The 16,543-nt window shown below is 66.0% G+C and carries 18 protein-coding genes; 12 read left to right on the top strand and 6 right to left on the bottom strand.

What is annotated here, in order from left to right; translation table 11 throughout:
* Window positions 1–12: 12 nt before the first annotated feature.
* Window positions 13–1,275 carry a serine--tRNA ligase gene (gene serS / locus ACIBW7_RS02395; protein WP_397043284.1) on the bottom strand — a complete coding sequence of 421 codons (1,263 nt, stop codon included), beginning with the start codon at window positions 1,273–1,275 and terminating at the stop codon, window positions 13–15.
* 92 nt (window positions 1,276–1,367) lie between these two features.
* Here serS and ACIBW7_RS02390 point away from each other — a divergent pair, with 92 nt between their 5' ends.
* From ACIBW7_RS02390 to ACIBW7_RS02365, 6 genes are all read left to right on the top strand, one after another.
* The gene (locus tag ACIBW7_RS02390) at window positions 1,368–3,059 is read left to right on the top strand and encodes an aldehyde dehydrogenase family protein (protein WP_397043283.1); all 1,692 of its coding nucleotides are present in this window, start codon (window positions 1,368–1,370) and stop codon (window positions 3,057–3,059) included.
* Window positions 3,060–3,148: 89 nt separating this feature from the next.
* A complete protein-coding gene (locus ACIBW7_RS02385) occupies window positions 3,149–4,288 on the top strand; it encodes a septum formation family protein (protein ID WP_397043280.1) in 1,140 nt (379 codons plus the stop codon).
* Window positions 4,288–4,638 carry a metallopeptidase family protein gene (locus ACIBW7_RS02380; protein ID WP_397043278.1) on the top strand — a complete coding sequence of 117 codons (351 nt, stop codon included), beginning with the start codon at window positions 4,288–4,290 and terminating at the stop codon, window positions 4,636–4,638. The genes ACIBW7_RS02385 and ACIBW7_RS02380 overlap by 1 nt, the downstream gene beginning before the upstream one ends.
* A 168-nt stretch (window positions 4,639–4,806) precedes the next feature.
* Window positions 4,807–5,118: a PE family protein gene (locus ACIBW7_RS02375; protein WP_040685745.1), complete on the top strand. Its 312-nt coding sequence runs from the start codon at window positions 4,807–4,809 to the stop codon at window positions 5,116–5,118.
* A 50-nt stretch (window positions 5,119–5,168) separates the two neighbouring features.
* On the top strand, window positions 5,169–6,311 hold the full coding sequence (locus tag ACIBW7_RS02370; RefSeq protein ID WP_397043276.1) for a PPE family protein: 1,143 nt from the start codon (window positions 5,169–5,171) through the stop codon (window positions 6,309–6,311).
* A gap of 44 nt (window positions 6,312–6,355) precedes the next feature.
* Window positions 6,356–7,138: an ESX secretion-associated protein EspG gene (locus ACIBW7_RS02365; RefSeq protein WP_397043274.1), complete on the top strand. Its 783-nt coding sequence runs from the start codon at window positions 6,356–6,358 to the stop codon at window positions 7,136–7,138.
* A gap of 28 nt (window positions 7,139–7,166) precedes the next feature.
* On the opposite strand, the gene ACIBW7_RS02360 is transcribed toward ACIBW7_RS02365, so the two are convergent.
* Complete coding sequence (locus ACIBW7_RS02360; RefSeq protein WP_397043273.1) at window positions 7,167–7,805, bottom strand: NAD(P)H-dependent oxidoreductase; 639 nt, start codon at window positions 7,803–7,805, stop codon at window positions 7,167–7,169.
* Window positions 7,806–7,855: 50 nt separating this feature from the next.
* Between ACIBW7_RS02360 and ACIBW7_RS02355 the strand changes: the two genes are divergently transcribed.
* Window positions 7,856–8,218, top strand: coding sequence for a MerR family transcriptional regulator (locus tag ACIBW7_RS02355; RefSeq protein ID WP_397043271.1), 363 nt, complete (start codon window positions 7,856–7,858; stop codon window positions 8,216–8,218).
* A 38-nt stretch (window positions 8,219–8,256) separates the two neighbouring features.
* Here ACIBW7_RS02355 and ACIBW7_RS02350 read toward each other — a convergent pair whose 3' ends face one another.
* Genes ACIBW7_RS02350 through ACIBW7_RS02340 form a run of 3 tightly spaced genes read right to left on the bottom strand, consistent with a single transcriptional unit; the run spans window position 8,257 to window position 10,281 of the window.
* On the bottom strand, window positions 8,257–8,919 hold the full coding sequence (locus tag ACIBW7_RS02350; protein ID WP_397043269.1) for a histidine phosphatase family protein: 663 nt from the start codon (window positions 8,917–8,919) through the stop codon (window positions 8,257–8,259).
* Complete coding sequence (gene pheA, locus ACIBW7_RS02345) at window positions 8,916–9,830, bottom strand: prephenate dehydratase (protein WP_397043268.1); 915 nt, start codon at window positions 9,828–9,830, stop codon at window positions 8,916–8,918. The genes ACIBW7_RS02350 and pheA overlap by 4 nt, the downstream gene beginning before the upstream one ends.
* Before the next feature lie 10 nt (window positions 9,831–9,840).
* Entirely contained in the window at window positions 9,841–10,281 is a 441-nt protein-coding gene (locus ACIBW7_RS02340) for a hypothetical protein (RefSeq protein ID WP_397043266.1), read from the bottom strand.
* A 156-nt stretch (window positions 10,282–10,437) separates the two neighbouring features.
* On the opposite strand from ACIBW7_RS02340, the gene ACIBW7_RS02335 reads away from it, so the two are divergent.
* The 5 genes from ACIBW7_RS02335 (at window position 10,438) to ACIBW7_RS02315 (ending at window position 15,211) form a co-directional block, all read left to right on the top strand.
* Window positions 10,438–11,199, top strand: coding sequence for a DUF2470 domain-containing protein (locus ACIBW7_RS02335; RefSeq protein WP_397043264.1), 762 nt, complete (start codon window positions 10,438–10,440; stop codon window positions 11,197–11,199).
* 546 nt (window positions 11,200–11,745) lie between these two features.
* Complete coding sequence (locus ACIBW7_RS02330; RefSeq protein ID WP_397043262.1) at window positions 11,746–12,537, top strand: CPBP family intramembrane glutamic endopeptidase; 792 nt, start codon at window positions 11,746–11,748, stop codon at window positions 12,535–12,537.
* A 109-nt stretch (window positions 12,538–12,646) separates the two neighbouring features.
* The gene (locus ACIBW7_RS02325) at window positions 12,647–14,032 is read left to right on the top strand and encodes an LCP family protein (RefSeq protein WP_397043260.1); all 1,386 of its coding nucleotides are present in this window, start codon (window positions 12,647–12,649) and stop codon (window positions 14,030–14,032) included.
* 10 nt (window positions 14,033–14,042) lie between these two features.
* On the top strand, window positions 14,043–14,591 hold the full coding sequence (locus ACIBW7_RS02320; protein WP_397043258.1) for a ferritin: 549 nt from the start codon (window positions 14,043–14,045) through the stop codon (window positions 14,589–14,591).
* 71 nt (window positions 14,592–14,662) lie between these two features.
* Window positions 14,663–15,211, top strand: coding sequence for a ferritin (locus tag ACIBW7_RS02315; protein WP_397043256.1), 549 nt, complete (start codon window positions 14,663–14,665; stop codon window positions 15,209–15,211).
* 249 nt (window positions 15,212–15,460) lie between these two features.
* Here the strand turns inward: ACIBW7_RS02315 and ACIBW7_RS02310 are convergent, their stop codons facing one another.
* Window positions 15,461–16,384, bottom strand: coding sequence for a DUF5926 family protein (locus ACIBW7_RS02310; RefSeq protein ID WP_397043254.1), 924 nt, complete (start codon window positions 16,382–16,384; stop codon window positions 15,461–15,463).
* Window positions 16,385–16,543: the final 159 nt, after the last annotated feature.

The raw sequence follows: 16,543 nt of genomic DNA, 5'->3' as shown, positions 1-16,543 counted from the left end.
TTTCGACGTGTTTTATCGCAGTGGTGTCAGCACCTCGGTACCGACAAACGGTACCAGCGCGGCGGGCACCCGGACAGAACCATCGGCCTGCTGATTGTTCTCCAGGATCGCCACAATCCAGCGGGTGGTCGCGAGCGTCCCGTTCAAAGTGGCTGCGATCTGCGGCTTTCCGTTCTCGTCGCGATAGCGGACGGCGAGGCGGCGGGCCTGGAAGGTGGTGCAGTTCGAGGTCGAGGTGAGTTCGCGGTAGGTCTGCTGGGTGGGCACCCAAGCCTCGCAGTCGAATTTGCGCGCGGCCGAACTGCCCAGATCGCCCGCGGCGACATCGATAATTCGATAAGGCACCTCGACGGCCGCGAGCATGTCCTGCTCCCAGGCGAGGAGACGTTTGTGCTCGGCCGCGGCCTCCTCGGGCGTGGTGAACACGAACATTTCGATCTTGTCGAATTGGTGCACCCGGATGATGCCACGGGTGTCCTTGCCGTAGCTGCCCGCCTCGCGCCGGAAACACGACGACCAGCCCGCATAGCGCTTCGGGCCGGCGCTCAGGTCCAGGATCTCGTCCGAGTGGTAGCCCGCCAGCGGCACCTCCGAGGTGCCGACCAGGTACAGCTCGTCCTCCTCGAGGTGATAGACCTCGGCGCTGTGCTGGCCGAGGAATCCGGTACCGGCCATGATCTCCGGGCGCACCAGCACCGGCGGAATCATCATGGTGAACCCGTTGGCCACCGCCTTTTGCGCGGCGAGTTGCAACAGACCGAGCTGCAGCAGCGCTCCGTAACCGGTCATGAAGTAGAAGCGCGCGCCCGAAACCTTCGCGCCGCGTTCCATATCGAACAGACCGAGCGATTCGCCGAGCTCCACATGGTCCTTGGGCTCGAAGTCGAATTCCCTTGGCGTGCCGATGGTCTCGAGCACGATGTAATCGTCCTCGCCGCCCGCCGGGGCGCCTTCCTGGACCACGTTCGAGATGGCACGGTGCGCGGTGTCCATATCGGCGTCGGCGGCGTGCTGCGCGGCCTCGGCCTCCTTGACCTTCGCCGACATCTCCTGCGCCTGTTCCAGCAGGACGGACCGCTCCTCCGGCTTCGCCTTGCCGATCAGCTTGCCCATCGCCTTGTGCTCGGCGCGCAGGTTATCGGCGTTGGCCACCGCCGCACGGCGCGCCGCGTCCGCCTCGAGCAGGGCGTCGACGAGGGCGGGGTCTTCGCCGCGAGCGCGCTGCGAGGCGCGGACCGCGTCGGGGTTGTCCCGCAGGAATCGGAGGTCGATCATGGGTGACCAGCCTAATGGTCGCGATATTGCTGTTTCACGCCGATATCCCAGGATGCGGACCGTGCCGCGATGTAGGCGCGCATAGTTGGCTTGTGGGCACAACTTTCGACGAAACCGCTATCGACAACGCAGTGGCCGATCTGGTCGCGGGTGAGAAAACGTGGGCGCACACCCCGCTGCGGCGACGCCGCGAACTTCTCGACGATATCCACACCCGTACCGGCCGCTTCTCCCACGAATGGGTGCGGGCCGCACGCACCATCAAGGGCCTGGATCCGGACTCGCCGTTGGTCGGTGAGGAGTGGATGTCGGGTCCGATGACACTGCTGCAGGCCACCGCCGCACTGTCGGCCACACTCTCGGCGCTGGAGGAAGGGCGCAGTCCGCTCGACGGGGTCGCATTGGCCGAGGCACCGGGCGACCGGGTCGCCGTGCCGATCCTGCCGCTCGACTTCTACGACCGGCTGCTGCTCAGCGGCTTCCACGGCGAAGTGTGGCTGCGTCCCGGCGTCGACGCCGATACCGCCCGCCGACGCGCCGGACTCGCCCAGCTCGATCCCACCGCGACCGGCGGCGTCGGCGCGGTCCTCGGCGCGGGCAATATCACCTCCATTCCCCCACTGGACGTGCTGTACGAGCTCTACGCCCACAACCGCGTCGTGGCGCTCAAGTTGAATCCGATCACCGATCCGCTGTTCACGGTGTACGAGATGGTCTTCGCACCGCTGATCGAGCTCGGTGTACTGCGGATACTGACCGGTGGGGCCGAGGCGGGCGGGCACCTGGTGCACCACGGCGACGTCACGCACGTGCACATGACCGGCAGTATGCGAACCCACGACGCGATCGTCTGGGGTCCGGACGGCAAGGCCGCGGGCCGGCCACTGCTGGACAAGCCGATCACCAGCGAACTCGGCGGCGTCTCGCCGACCATCGTGGTGCCCGGCGAATGGGAGGACGCCGACCTGCGCTTCCAGGCCGAGCACGTCGCGACCCAGCGGCTGCACAACGGCGGCTACAACTGCGTCGCCACCCAGGCGGTGGTGGTCAGTGCGGAGTGGCCGCAGAAAGAGCGGTTCCTCGCAGAGCTTCGGGACGCGATCGAGCGCGCGCCACAGCGCCGGGCCTACTACCCGGGCAGCGACGATCAGGTCGCCGCCGCACTGGATTCCTATCCGGAGGCCGAGCGGCTCGGGCCGGATCGCGAACGCGTACTCGTGGAAAATCTCCCGTCGACCGAAACGCCGCTGCTGCGCACCGAATACTTCTCGCCGGTGCTCGGTGTGGTCGAACTGCCGTATACCGGCGGTGAATTCCTGCAGCGCGCGGTCGATTTCGCGAACGACGAGGTGATCGGGACACTCGGTGTCAACGTGATCGCGCACCCGAGCACCATCAAACGGTTCGGCATCGCCTTCGATCGCGCCGTCGAACGGCTGCGCTACGGCGCCATCGCGGTGAATGCCTGGACCGCACTGGCCTTCCTGGCCCCGCGCGCGTCCTGGGGCGCATATCCCGGCCACACCCTGGATGACGTGCAGAGCGGAATCGGCGTGGTGCACAACGCCTTCCTGCTCGACGATGTGGAGCGCACGGTGGTGCGCGGACCGTTCCGGCCGTTGCCCCGGTCGCTGCTGCGCGGCGAACTGGCGCTGTCGCCGAAGCCGCCGTGGTTCGTCGACAATGCGACCGCGGCCGCGACAGGACGCAAGCTGACCGAGTTCTACGCGACCGCCAATCCGGCGCGGTTGCCCGGCCTGTTCCTGTCCGCGTTCCGCGGATGACGCACCGCGCATAGGTACGACCGGGGCGCTTCGGATCGATTCGGCCAGGTCGTGGCACCAGCGATCAGACGCTGACATGATGGGTCGCGATGTCTGCTGATGATGTGACCAAGGACCCGCGCGAATCCGGGCCGCCCTCGGGCGAGTCGTCGCGCGTGGAATCGTTCCCGCAGTCGGTGATCATCGACCGCGACGCCGTCGCCGACGGCAAGCTGCATCTGTCCGCGCCGAAGCTGCGTTGGGTATTGCTCGCGGCGGCGGCCGGCGCCGTCATCATCTCGCTGGTCGGTCTGTTCATCACCGGCTACGACAACGACAAGGGTCTGGAGGCGCACAATCCCGGTTCGCCCGGCCAGACCGCCCTGGACAAGGAGTTCGGCACCGCGGCCAGGGGCGACTGCCTCAGCTGGAGCAAACAGGACCGCGGCGATCTGGTGAAGGTCGCCTGTTCGAACAAGCATCTGTTCGAGGTCGCGGCCGATGTCGATATGACCAAATATCCCGGCGTGGAATTCGGTCCCGGCTCACGCTTTCCGGACTCGCTGCGGCTGACCGAACTCAAGGAAGAGCACTGCAACCCGGCCGTCGAGCAGTATCTGAACGGCAAGTTCGATCCGCGCGGCCGCTATGTCGTCGGCCTGATGTACCCGAGTCCGGACGGGTGGAAGCACGGCGATCGAATACTGCGCTGCGGACTCCAGTTCTCCGGTAGCACCGGCACTCCGCTGCCGACCACCGGCGCCGCTACCGAGCACGATCAGTCGAAGGTCTTCGAGCCCGGCACCTGCCTGGGCATCAATCAGAACCTGCCCACCGATCCGGTGGATTGCGCGCAGGCGCATGCCGTCGAGATCGTGTCCACCGTCGACCTCGGCCAGCACTTTTCCGGCGGCCCGCCCACCAAGGACGACCAGGACAAGTTCATGGAGGACGAGTGCGCCAGGGCGGCCAACGACTACCTCGGCTCACCCGACGCGGTGCGCAATAAGACGCTGACGCTGTTCTTCGACTACCTCGACGCGCGCAGCTGGCTGGCGGGCAGCCGCAAATTGGACTGCATGATCGGAAAGGGCACCGACCGTGAGGGTTTCGCACCGATCACCGGATCGGCGAAGGGCGACATCCTGATCAACGGCCAGGCTCCGGTGCCGCCGCCGAATTCCGGACGCTCCACGCCCGCCCCGCTGCCCGGCGCCGCACCGCTGCCACCACAGCCGCAACCGCGCTGATGGCGGTGACCATGTCCGCGGACCGGTTCGAGGAGCTGGTCGGCGATGCACTCGATCTCATTCCGCCGGAGTTGGCCCGCGCCATCGACAATGTGGTCGTGCTGATCGAACCGCGCAATCCGGAGGATCCACATCTGCTCGGGCTCTATCACGGAATCGCGTTGACCGAACGCGACAGTCACTACGGTGGCTCGCTACCCGACACCGTAACCATCTATCGCGAGGCGATTCTCGACGTCTGCGACGATGAGCGCGAGGTCGTCGAGGAGGTCGCGATCACTGTGATCCATGAGATTGCACACTATTTCGGCATTGACGAAGACCGGTTGCATGAGCTGGGATGGGGCTAGTCTTATCCAAGCTGTATTTCGGGCTCGGCTCGACGAGCGCGAAACCAGCACGGATGACCGTAAGAAACTTGGGGATTCGATGGAACCGATCGCGTTGCTGTCGCGTCCTATCACTCGAAGGGGGAATTCTCGTGGTTCCGCCCCACAGCCACTAGAAGGAGTCGAGTCATGGTTGGACATGTACTGATCTCGCCGGAGGCCATTCTCGCGGCCGCGGCCGAACTCGATCTGGTCGCCGAGCGGCTTTCCGCAGCGTCCATGATCACCGCGCCGGCGACGCACGTGATTCCGTCCGGTGCCGAAGAAGTGTCGATCGTATCCGCCAGCCACTTCAACCAGGGCGCGGTGACCCACGATCATTCCATAGCGCAGGGCATTCTCGAACTGCACCATGCTGCCCAGACACTGCGTATGCAGCTGGCCCAGCACATCGCCGGCGACGTCGTACGCGCCGCCGGAGTCAACGCTATTCAGGTCTAGTCCGCACGGTTATCCTCAACCACCATTCAGACATTCAGGGGAGTTAAAGCATGGTTGCAGGAGTCACCGGGGTCCTGTGGGTCGCCCGGCCATCCGAAGTCAACTCGGCCACCCTTCACGCGGGCGCACACGCGATCCCGATTTCGGCCGCCGCTACCGCGTGGGGTGCACTCACCGCCGCCTGGGTCGACGCGACGACCACCGTTGCCCGCGTCATGGCCGAGCTCGGCGTCGGCATGCAGGGCATCAACGGTATCGCCGCACTCGGTAAGCTGACCGGATTCCTCGGCTGGTCCGAGCAGCAGGGCGTGCAGGCCGCGGCGATGGGCGGTAAGGCCGCGGCGAACGTCATCGCTTACGGCGTTGCCGCGCTCGCGATGCCGAGTCCGCCCGAGATCGCGGCCGTCAATACCGCACTGGCCGCCTCGGCGAACCCGGCCGGCGCCGTCAGCGGTGCCTATGAGGCCGCCGAGGTCGCCAGGCACGCCATGGATCTGCGCGCGGCGCTGGTAATGGAGACCTATGAGGCGGCGACCTCGGCGATGGTGGCCACACCCGCCGAGTTCATGATGCCGCCGCCGATCGCGGCGGGCGCGGGCCAGGCCGAGCCGAGCGGGAACGCCGATGCCGCGTTCGGAGCGCCCACCGACCCGATCTCGACGGCGGTCGCCGCCGTGCAGGCGTTCGTATCCAACCCGGGTGTGGCCAGTGCCGCTACGCAGGCCGCACAAGCAGTCGGTTCGGTGGTCAGCACCGGTGTGTCCACGGTCGGCAGTGTGGCGACCAATGCTGTCACCGCCGCGGCAAGCACGCCGATGACCACGATGGCCCCGATGGCGATGGGTGGCGCGATGGCCGCGGCGGGCAGTGCGGCCGCGACCCGTGCGGTCTCGTTCTCCGGAACCTCCGCCGGTGTCGGCGGCACCCAGCTCAAACTGCCGGAAGGCTGGGGCAGCGTCATCGGCGGCAACACCGCGACATCGGCACCCGAGACGGTCGCATCTGTCGAAGCCGCACCGGCCCGGTCGAGCAACAGCAGCGCGGGCAACCCGCTGCTGGGGAACCAGGCCCGGGGCGCCGAGGACGACGAGGACGAGCACGACAGCAAGGTCGACCTGCGGTCCGATCACTTCACCGACGGCCGCTTCGCCGCCGACGGGGTGATCGGCGCCAATGCCGGGACGGTTGGGTGACCGTCCTCGGTACCAGTGGTGGGTCGTCCGCACTCGAGGCGGTTGTGCTGTCGCGCGACGAGATCCAGTTTCTCCGCGAGAAGCTGGATCTCGATGACCTTCCGGTTGTGCTGAACGCATACGCCCGCTTCGACAGCGTGCCCGCGCATCAGGCAGCAATGGCCGACGCGGCCGAGTCGCTCGAACAACGAGACCTGCTGATCGACAACATGGTTCAGCCCGACTTGGAGGACCGGCTGCGGGTGCTGAACCGGCCGCACTGGATTGTCACCATGCGGCTGATCGTCGAGGGGTACGTGAGTCGTTTCTGCCTGGCGAAGAGCGACGACATTTCCGTCGTCGCCCTTCGCGGGCAGGACTCGTATGTGATCGACGAAGTGGGAATCGACCTGGCCGGCACCGTGATAGCGGCGCTCGGCACGGCTGCGCCACTCGAGCTCTACGGCATGAACGCACCGACCGAGGAGCTTGCCACGATCTTCGAGGACCTCGGCGATGCCAGTGCCACCGCCGAAAGACTGGCAAAGGTCGGCAATCCCGCCCAAGACGCGCAAACCCTCGCCTCGGCCGTGGTCGAAATCCATTCGCATGCGCAGATCAGCGCCGTGCTGTACGGAGACGGCACCCGCGACATCGTCGACAAGCACATCGCCGTGTTCAACACGCGCAACGGGCGATTCATCTCGACGGCGAGTGTCGCCGACGACGGCACCAAGTGGTCGTCACTGGCCAGCGGTACGCCCGCCCGCCTGCGCGCCGCCGTGGAGGATCTGATTCATTCCTTGCCGGAGCGGGAAGAGTTTCCGAGAAGTCCGACGTTAAAATGAGGGCGCATCCGCTGGGAAGTAATGCCCGCTATGCCGCTTCCTGATCTCGAGCCGATTGCGCCCGCTGCGCCAGATCGGCACCGATCCGGTATGCCTGGTCGATCAACTGTTCGTGAACTCGCGGGTCGTCGGTCTCGGTGCCGTAGAGAAACTTGATGGATGACTCGGCTATCCCACAGTATCCGGCAACGCCGTGCACCATCTGGGTCGTCATCGCCTCCTTGTATCGGCGCCGGTCGTAAGTGCCTTCATCGAGACCGGCAACTGCGATGAAATGCAAAGCTCTTATTGCACTCTGACCGCTTTCCGAGCTGGTGTCGTAGGCCCAGCCTCTGGCGAATACGCGGTCTATCCATCCTTTGGCCAAGGCTGGCATCGACCACCAGTGCACCGGGAAGAGGAGAGCGATTGCATCGGCCGAGTCGAGCAATTCCTGCTCACGCCTGACATCGGCGGGAACCTCGCCCCGTAGCCGGTGCACCGCCAGATCCTGCTTGCCGAAGATGGGATCGAATCCCGACTTTGTCAGATCATGTGTTGTGGCAGTGGTGTTTCCATCCGCCTGGATGCCTTGTTCAACTTCTCTGGCAATGGCCCAGGTAGCGGAGTCGTGATCCGGGTGCGCAACAACTAGTACGACGCTCGGCCGACCGTCTTCGTTCGTCATATGGCCAAGCTAAAGTATGACACTAACGTCAATGTCAAGGAGTTTGCCGGGTGCGGATCAGCGATCTGAGTCGAATCACCGGCGCGAGCCCTCGGATGCTCCGTCATTACGAGGCCGCCGGTATCCTCTCGCCTCGGCGGGATCCCAACGGCTATCGGCATTACCGCCCCGAGGATGTCAAGACCGTGAAGGATATTCGCTGCTTGCTGGCATCGGGACTGTCGCTGACCGAGTCCTACACGATGTTGCACATTGCGTGCACCGCCCCGTCCAGTGCATCCGAGGACGATCGTGAAGCCGTGCTGCAGCAAATCGATGAGCGCACACGCCAATTGGACACCGCCATCGAACGACTCGTCGCCGAGAAGGCGAATCTGCTCGAGCTCCGCTCGGATATCGAGGCTGGCCGATAACACGAAGGCGAGCGGGGAGCATTGTGCCCCAAGGGGATTCAGCCCATCGGGTCATCGGCGGTAGGGGAAACTTCGTAGGCGAAGGGTGGCGTGAAGCGGCCCCAACGGATGCATTCCCAGCCGCCAACGGGGCGGGGGACGAGTTCGATGGTTTCGGTGTTGTCGAGGTGGTTGTTGGTGGTGAAAGGCGGTGCCACACCACTGAGGTTCCGGGAGACCAAGCGCATCGCGGCACCGTGGCTGACCACCAGGATGTCGCCGTCGCTGCCGTCGGCCAGGTATTTGGTGCGCAGGTCCTCGACAACCGGTAGGAAGCGGGCCAGGACGTCATATCCGGATTCGCCGCCGGGGACGCGTTCGGCGAGATCGCCTTCGTGCCAGGCGCGGTAGATCCGCTGGAAGGACGCGTGGGCTTCCTCGGTGTTCAGACCCTCCATCTCGCCGACCTGAACTTCGTGAATGTCATCGAGCACCTCGACCGGTACGCCGGTTGCCGCTTCGATGTATCCGGCGGTCTGTCGGGCGCGCAGCGCGGCTGAGCAGAACAGTGCCTTCGGCGGTCTCAACAGACTCGAGCCGAATGTTTTCGCTTGGGCCGCACCGCGTTCGGTGAGCGGTAGGCCGGGGATACGGGTGTCCAAGATTTTGGCTACGTTGCCTTCGGTCTCGCCGTGGCGAACGAGTATCAGTCTGCCGGTCATAGGTCGGCCACCCCCTTACGCAATTGGGTCAGCCACTCGGCGGCCGGTTCATCCGAGGGCGGTGGGGTTCCGGTCGCCGAGGTCGCGGGCCAGGAACCGAGGAAACGGATCCGCGCCGTGCGGTGCAATGCCTTGAGTGCCTCGGCGACCGCGGTGTCGTCGATATGCCCGACGCAGTCGAGGTAGAAGCGATAGGTGCCCATACCTGTTCGCGTGGGCCGAGATTCGATTCTGGTGAGATCGATGCCACGGGTGGCGAATTCGGCGAATGCGCGCATGAGCGAGCCCGGTTCGTTGGGTAGCTCGAGCACGATCGAGGTGCGGTCCGCACCGGTTGCGGACGGCGCGACCCGGGGACGGGTCACCAGCACGAAGCGGGTGATCGCCTGGTCGTGGTCGGCGACACCCGACGCCAGCGCCGTCAGACCGAGGCGTTCTCCGGCCAGTGCGGTGGAGACGGCGGCGTCGGCACGACCGGCCGCGACGTCCTCGGCCGCTGCCGCATTCGAGGCCGAGGTGTACATCTCGACATTCGGCAGTGTGCGCGATATCCACAGCCGCACCTGCGCCCCGGCGACCGGATAGGCGGCCAGGGCGCGAATATCCGCCAGCTCCGTCCCCCGCCTGGCCAGGATCGCAAAGCTCACCTCGAGCTCGGTTTCGGCGATGATCTGCAGCCGCGGACCGATGGCCAGCGAGTCCAGGGTCGACGAGATGGAGCCCTCGACCGAACTCTCGATCGGCACGACGGCACCCTCGACGTCACCGGACCGGATGAGGTCGAGCGCCGCGCCTTGGCTGGGCGCGGCAATCCGCTCGACCGGTCCGTCGAAGGCTTGCGAGGACTCGAGCTTGGCGAGGGCCATCTCGGTAAAGGTTCCGGACGGCCCGAAGTACGCGATTCGCGGCACGGTTACGACATTACTTGCGTGCGCGGAGGATGCTCAGAGTTCCAGCTAGATCGTCGGGCGCATCGGATTCGATCGCCAGCAACACGCTGCGCGCAGCCTCGACCGCCGGCGGCTTCAACGAGGTCAGATAGGCGATATCGGGCCGAGCCAACGCGGCCCGAATATCCTCACCGCACAACGCCGCAACCGTTCCCGCGACGATAGCCAGCGCGCGCTGCCCATCGGACGTGCGCGCAATGAACCCGCCATCCGAGTGCGCAACATCGACCAGAAAACCGGCGATCTCCGCATCGCTCACGTCCGCGTCGAGAATCCGAACGCCGGCCGCCCCGGTCCCCACCGCCCGCACCAGCCCCTCATCCAAACTCCGCCGCGCCGCCGACGGCGCCGCCAACGAAAGCAACACCGGCTCTCCCGCCACCCCATGCGCCGCCTGCACTCCATCCGCCATACGTCCACCGTAACCACGCCGCCCTACGGCCCCACTCGGGTCGGGTGATAGGGCGGGAATTGTCGGGATTCGGGAGAGGGAACCGTTGCGGAAAGCGACAGCGTGACTTAGCTTAGGGTAACCTAATTGCACCGCGTGACTCGTATGGAGGTCTGCATGCTGAAGCCGACTGTCGCACCATCAACCGCTGAGCGGGTTCGGAGTGCGTGCGCCCATGCGGAGCAGGCGGTGTTGGCGATGCCGGGTATTGATCCGACGCCGATTTCGGTGCATCACGTGCGCCAGTGCGGGGATGCGGTGATCGCGGTGCCGACCGCGTCCATGGCGGCGGTATTGGCCGGGAATTCGGGGGAAAGCGGTGCGCCGGCAGTGCTGGAGCTGACCGATCATGCGCCGCTGCCACTGCGGGAGCCGGTGCGGGCGCTGGTGTGGCTGCGCGGGTGGGTGCGGGCGGTGCCGACGCAGGCACTGCGGGCGCTGGCCACCGAGGTCGCCAAGGATCATCCGCATCCCGACCTGCTCGATGTCGGCCACAGCGCGACCCTGTTGCGTGTGGTGATCAACTCCGCGGTGGTGGCCGACTCGACCGGCGCCGAATCCGTCTGCGTCGACGAACTCCGACTGGCCCAACCGGATCCGTTCTGCGCACTGGAATCTGCCTGGCTGCAGCATATGGATGCCGACCACGCCGACATCATCGCCCTACTCGCCCGGCACCTCCCGCCGCGCCTGCAGACCGGCACGGTGCACCCACTGGCCATCGACCGCTACGGCGTGACCCTGCGCATCGAAGGCCACGACGGCGACCACGACTTCCGCCTCCCCTTCAACTCCCCCGCCGACGACATCGAATCCCTCAGCCGCGCCGTCCGCACCCTCGCAGGCTGCCCCTTCCTGAACGGCCTTCGCCGCATCTGATGCGGATCGCGGACCTGCGGTAGGCACCGAAACCCGGTGCAGCGCAACCCGTCCCGCCCGGTGCAGCGCAGCAAAGATCGTTTGCCTCGACCGTCAGCAGCGACGCACCTCGCCGAGCAAACGCGAACCAACCCAGCGGCCGCACCGGACCGGGCCACCATCCGGTGCGGCCACAGCGTCGTACCTCGCCCGTGAGGCGAGAACGGCAAGCCACCCGGCGGCAAGAGCAACCGATCTCGAACCGCCGACGATGCAGATGGCATCGCAGATTCGCTGCGGCACCGCGAACCGCCGATCAAACGGGACCACCATCCGGGCGGCCGCAATGTCGCCGCCGCAGCCTGTGACAACAGGTGCCGAGATCGCGACGACTGAATCCGAACAGCCAGCGATGAGTCCGCAGCAACAAACGGGGCACACAGCAGGCCACCCCGGCGGCGAACAAGCCCAATCGACGGCGGTGCAGTCGGCACCTCGAACCGCTGATCAACGCGACGCGACACGCACAGCACCCACCGGAGCGACACGGGCAATAGATTCGGACGCATGCGTGCTGAGACCGGTTCCGGGTGGGACGAGCCCGAGCCGACCGATCGGGAGCGGCTGGGGATTCGGCTCGAGATCCTGGTCGTGCTGGTGGTGACGTTCGGGCTGAGTGGGTTGAATGCGGCGCTGTCGTTGCTCGAGAGCGCGCTGTCGCCGGGCGGGGTAGGTGGGCAGACCGTCGCGCTGAATCCGACGCGGGCGGCACAATCGACCATCGACCTGCTCTTCCAACTGCTCAGTGCGTTGCGGCTGGCCGGGTGGGGTGCGCTCGGGCTGTATCTGTTGTGGCGCAGTGGAATAGGGCCGCGGATGATCGGATTGGCCAGGGCCCGTTGGCGTTCCGATGTGCTACCGGGGCTGATCCTCGCTGCGATCATCGGGCTGCCGGGGCTCGGGCTCTACTTGGCCGCGCATGCGCTGGGGTTCAGCGTGACGATCGTGCCGAGTTCGCTCGGTGACCACTGGTGGCGGTTGCCCGCACTCATCGTGTCCGCCTGTGCGAATGCGGCGGCCGAGGAGATCCTGGTTGTGGCCTATCTCATAACCCGATTGCGCAGGCTCGGCTGGTCGGAGAACCGGTCGCTACTGGCCTCGGCACTGCTGCGCGGGAGCTACCACCTGTATCAGGGCTTGGGCGGCGGGCTCGGCAATCTGGTCATGGGTGTGATTTTCGGCCGATTCTGGCAGTGCACCAACCGGCTCTGGCCGCTGGTGCTGGCGCACGCGACGATCGATGCGGTCGCCTATATCGGCTATACATTGCTACGCGGTCACGTTTCCTGGTTGCCGTAACGCGCGCCGGTCCGCGCGGCGAATTTATCGACGAGCGCTCACTCGAGCGCACCCACTTCCGGCCGCTCGTCAAGCCCCCCGACGGCCCTCGAACAGTAGAGTCTGTGTGATGAACGGCTACGACCCCCAGCGCTACGACCGGACGCGCCGGGAGCCGCAACCCTTCGGAAATCCCGGTGCGCCGTCCATGCCACCGCAGCGGCGCGAACCGCATCCGCCGGGTCGTCGCGGACCCGGTCCGAACCCGAGGCATATCGACCCCACCAAGGTTGTCCGCCGCGACGGGTCGGATTACGCACCGCCACTGGCATATTCGCAGGTACCGCCCGAAACGCGAATGCCGCCGCGCAATTCCCGGCCACCCCATGCGCCGACGCAGCGGCCGCAGCCGTATCACGAACCCCAGCCTCGCGGCGTCCCCGGCTATGCGCCGCCCCAGCAGCCGGTTCCCTACCGGGACCCGCCGAACCTGCGCCCGCGCCGCGAGGTGCCCCCGCCGCCGTCACTGCCGCCGTCGCGCCGCGACCGGGAACCCCGCCCGCCGCGCCGTCGTCGCAAACTGCACCTGTTCCGCTGGTTCCTCGTGCTGTTGGTGGTGCTGGTCCTCGCGGTGGTCGGCGCCGTCATCAAACTCGACGGTTCGCTCAACCGGATCGATGCACTCGCCAACTACTCCGACCGCGTCGGCGATACCCCGGGCACGAATTGGCTGCTCGTCGGCTCCGACGGCCGGGCCGGACTCACGGCCGATCAGGAACAGGAACTCGCCACCGGCGGTGAGGTCGGACCCGAGCGCACCGACACGATCATGCTGGTGCACATTCCGAAATCGGGTGCGACCACGCTGGTCAGCCTGCCGCGCGACTCGTATGTGAGCATTCCGGGCCAGGGCAAGGACAAACTCAACGCCGCCTTCGCCTTCGGCGGCGCACCGCTGCTGGTGCAGACCGTCGAAACCGCGACCGGCGTGCACATCGATCACTACGCGCAGATCGGATTCGGCGGCTTCGCCGGCATCGTCGATACCCTCGGCGGCATCGATGTATGCGTACCCAAGGCCATCGACGATCCGCTCGCGGGCATCAATCTGGCTGCCGGCTGCCAAACCCTGGACGGTCCGCAGGCCTTGGGTTTCGTCCGCAGCCGGGCGACCGCCCTCGCGGATATCGACCGGATGAACAACCAGCGCCTGTTCATGGCCGCCCTGCTGAAGAAGGCGACCGGCGCGGGCACACTGGCCAATCCGTTCACGTTCTGGCCGCTGGCTCGAGATACCGCGAAATCGCTGAAGGTCGATAAGGGCGATCACATCTGGAATCTCGGCCAGCTCGGCTGGGCGATGCGCGGCGATACCGTGGCGACCACCGTCCCGATCGGCGGCTTCACCGACACCGATAGCGGAAATGTATTGCTGTGGGATAAGCAACGTGCGGGTCAATTCTTCGACGACCTCGCGAAGGACCAACCGATCCCGGACGATCTGCTGACGAGGTAGCGTCGGGCCTATGCCCGATACCGATGCCGACGAGCCGTTCCCGGACCTGCTGCGCGACCAGATCCGCCGTGGCTTCACCGCCTCACAGCAGTATCTGGCGGCGGCGGTCTACTTCGATTCGAATCGCCTGCCGCAGTTGGCCAGGCACAGCTACGGCAAATCCGCCGAGCACCGCTCGCACGCCCTGCGCATGGTGCAGTACCTGCTGGACCGCAATCTACAAGTGCAGGTCGGCGGCCTCGACGACGTGCAATCCACCTTCGAATCACCGCGCGGCGCCGTCGTTTTCCTGCTGGAATCCGAGCGCGCCCGCAACGCGCAGATCACCGAATTGGCCGGCACCGCGCGGACCTCCGGCGACTACCTCGGCGAGCAATTCATCCAGTGGTTCCTCAAGGAGCAGGTGGAGGACGTCGCCGGGATGACCACCCTGCTGACCGTCATCGACCGTGCCGCGGGCGATCTGTTCGACGTCGAGGACTTCATCTCGCGCGAGCTGCGCACCACACCGCGCGCCGATATTTCCGCCCCGAGAATGGCCGGTGCTGCCAAGAATTAATTAGGCAATACTAGCCTCAATAAGGCTGCACTTGGATGACACGCGGCATGACCAGCGCTAATGTCGCAACTATGTCCAGCCATCCGGAGTCCCCACGCAGCAAATTTCATGGCCTGCTCCACGATCAGATCCGGCACGAATTCAATGCCGAGCATCAATACATCGCGATCGCGGTGTGGTTCGACAATGCGGATCTGCCGCAGCTGGCCAAGCGTTTCTATGCGCAGGCGGTCGAAGAGCGCAATCACGCGATGATGATCGTGCAGTACTTCCTGGACCGGGATATCAGCGTCGAGCTTTCCGGCATCGACGGCGCGAAATCGCATTTCGAGAATGCGCGCGAACCGATCGCGCTGGCCCTCGCACAGGAAAAGAACGTCACCGACCAGATCATCCAGTTGGCGAGCACCGCCCGCGAAGAGGGCGATTACCTGGGTGAACAGTTCATGCAGTGGTTCCTGAAGGAGCAGGTGGAGGAGGTCGCGAATATGACGACCTTGCTCACCATTGCCGATCGTGCCGGGTCGAACCTGTTCGACCTGGAGGATTTCGTCGCTCGTGAAATGAGTGGTCCGAGCGATGCTTCCGGCGCTCCGTCCACTGCGGGCGGCAGCGTCTGATTCACGATTCCCATAGCGGAATCAGGGCCGGCTCGTTGCGACGAGCCGGCCCTTTCGACTTTATGCAGCACTCAAGGAGCTGAGCAGTGTCTTGAGCAGCGCCAGAATGGCTTCCATGATGGTCCTACTTTCCTCATCTTTCGGTGAGACTTCGCTCACCACCACCAGCTTTCGGTGATGCAGAGAACCTAACCGAGGGTTGATTAGAAAGGAGGGTGTTTCACAAAATTCTCCGTGATTTTTTTGAAATCACCGCAGCGTGACCTGACGCGACCGCAGCCCATCCCGGGAACGGCGCTCGTCCGCCGAGAGCGCAGTGTCGTCGGCCAGCGCCGCCGCCAGGCGTTCCCCGAATTCGATCGCCGGCTTGGTCCATTCGCTGGCATGCAGTTCCGGATCCAGGTCGAACACCGGCACCAGCAGGCCGTGCGTGCGGAACGAGCCCGCGAAACGGGAGCCATCGCCGAGATGCAGTCCGCCCGACGCATGCAGTCGCGCGAGCGCCAGCATCAGATCGTCCTCGTTCTCCGGGCGCACCCAGCGCAGATGTGCCTTATCACCGGCATCGACCCACCACCCCGCGCCGACCGCATCGGGGCCGAGATCCAGACGCGCGGACGGCATGATCGCCTGCTTGGCCTGTTCGATGGTCGCGGCGACCTGCGGATCGGGCTGCACGCCCTCGGGTACCCACCAGTCGAAGTCCTGGTGCACGGTCAGTTCCAGCTGTGCGTCCGCATCGATCACATCGGCCAATCGTGGTCCGCCCTCGGCACTCTCGGCCGCGGTCAGCGATTCACCGGGTTCGGCGGACTGTGTCCACAGGATCGCCGCCGCGATATCGGCGGCCGGATCCGGACCCTGGAATTGCACCTGCGTGGCGACGTATCCGGTCGGCGGCTCGCCCGCCCGCACCAATCCGGCGACCGCACCCGGCAATACCGTGGCCAGCACGACGGAACGCTCCGCGGCGATATCGGACGACAGCGGCAGCGTCGCGGTCGCCGACGGCACGAATTCGCGCAGCGCGACCAGATCGCACTCCGCGGCCAGCCCTTCGAACGGACGCGCACCGGACTGCGCTGCCTGCAGTTCCAGTGCCGCCCGCCGCTCGGCGAGACGCTGGGCCCGGTTCCCTCCGGGCTTCGGACTATTGCGCTTGCTTTTACCCACGGCAGGTCAAACTACAGTGGCTGTGTTCGATTTGCCGCGCCTGGCGGCGCGGCGTGTTCGCGGCCCCCTGGTGTCTCGCGGCCCCGGCGGCGGGGCGGCCCCCCCCCGGCCCCGCCCCCGCCCCCCCCCCCCCCCCCCCCCGCCCCCCCCCCGCGCCCC

It is taken from the genome of Nocardia sp. NPDC049526 (genome assembly GCF_044465765.1).
Taxonomy (GTDB): Bacteria; Actinomycetota; Actinomycetes; order Mycobacteriales; family Mycobacteriaceae; genus Nocardia.
This window is presented reverse-complemented; position numbering and strand designations above follow the sequence as displayed.

Coding starts and splice junctions, on each gene's coding strand:
- serS (WP_397043284.1), bottom strand. CDS start 1,275: ATGATCGACCTCCGATTCCTGCGGGACAACCCCGACGCGGTCCGCGCC.
- ACIBW7_RS02385 (WP_397043280.1), top strand. CDS start 3,149: ATGTCTGCTGATGATGTGACCAAGGACCCGCGCGAATCCGGGCCGCCC.
- ACIBW7_RS02380 (WP_397043278.1), top strand. CDS start 4,288: ATGGCGGTGACCATGTCCGCGGACCGGTTCGAGGAGCTGGTCGGCGAT.
- ACIBW7_RS02375 (WP_040685745.1), top strand. CDS start 4,807: ATGGTTGGACATGTACTGATCTCGCCGGAGGCCATTCTCGCGGCCGCG.
- ACIBW7_RS02370 (WP_397043276.1), top strand. CDS start 5,169: ATGGTTGCAGGAGTCACCGGGGTCCTGTGGGTCGCCCGGCCATCCGAA.
- ACIBW7_RS02360 (WP_397043273.1), bottom strand. CDS start 7,805: ATGACGAACGAAGACGGTCGGCCGAGCGTCGTACTAGTTGTTGCGCAC.
- ACIBW7_RS02350 (WP_397043269.1), bottom strand. CDS start 8,919: ATGACCGGCAGACTGATACTCGTTCGCCACGGCGAGACCGAAGGCAAC.
- ACIBW7_RS02340 (WP_397043266.1), bottom strand. CDS start 10,281: ATGGCGGATGGAGTGCAGGCGGCGCATGGGGTGGCGGGAGAGCCGGTG.
- ACIBW7_RS02335 (WP_397043264.1), top strand. CDS start 10,438: ATGCTGAAGCCGACTGTCGCACCATCAACCGCTGAGCGGGTTCGGAGT.
- ACIBW7_RS02330 (WP_397043262.1), top strand. CDS start 11,746: ATGCGTGCTGAGACCGGTTCCGGGTGGGACGAGCCCGAGCCGACCGAT.
- ACIBW7_RS02325 (WP_397043260.1), top strand. CDS start 12,647: ATGAACGGCTACGACCCCCAGCGCTACGACCGGACGCGCCGGGAGCCG.
- ACIBW7_RS02320 (WP_397043258.1), top strand. CDS start 14,043: ATGCCCGATACCGATGCCGACGAGCCGTTCCCGGACCTGCTGCGCGAC.
- ACIBW7_RS02315 (WP_397043256.1), top strand. CDS start 14,663: ATGTCCAGCCATCCGGAGTCCCCACGCAGCAAATTTCATGGCCTGCTC.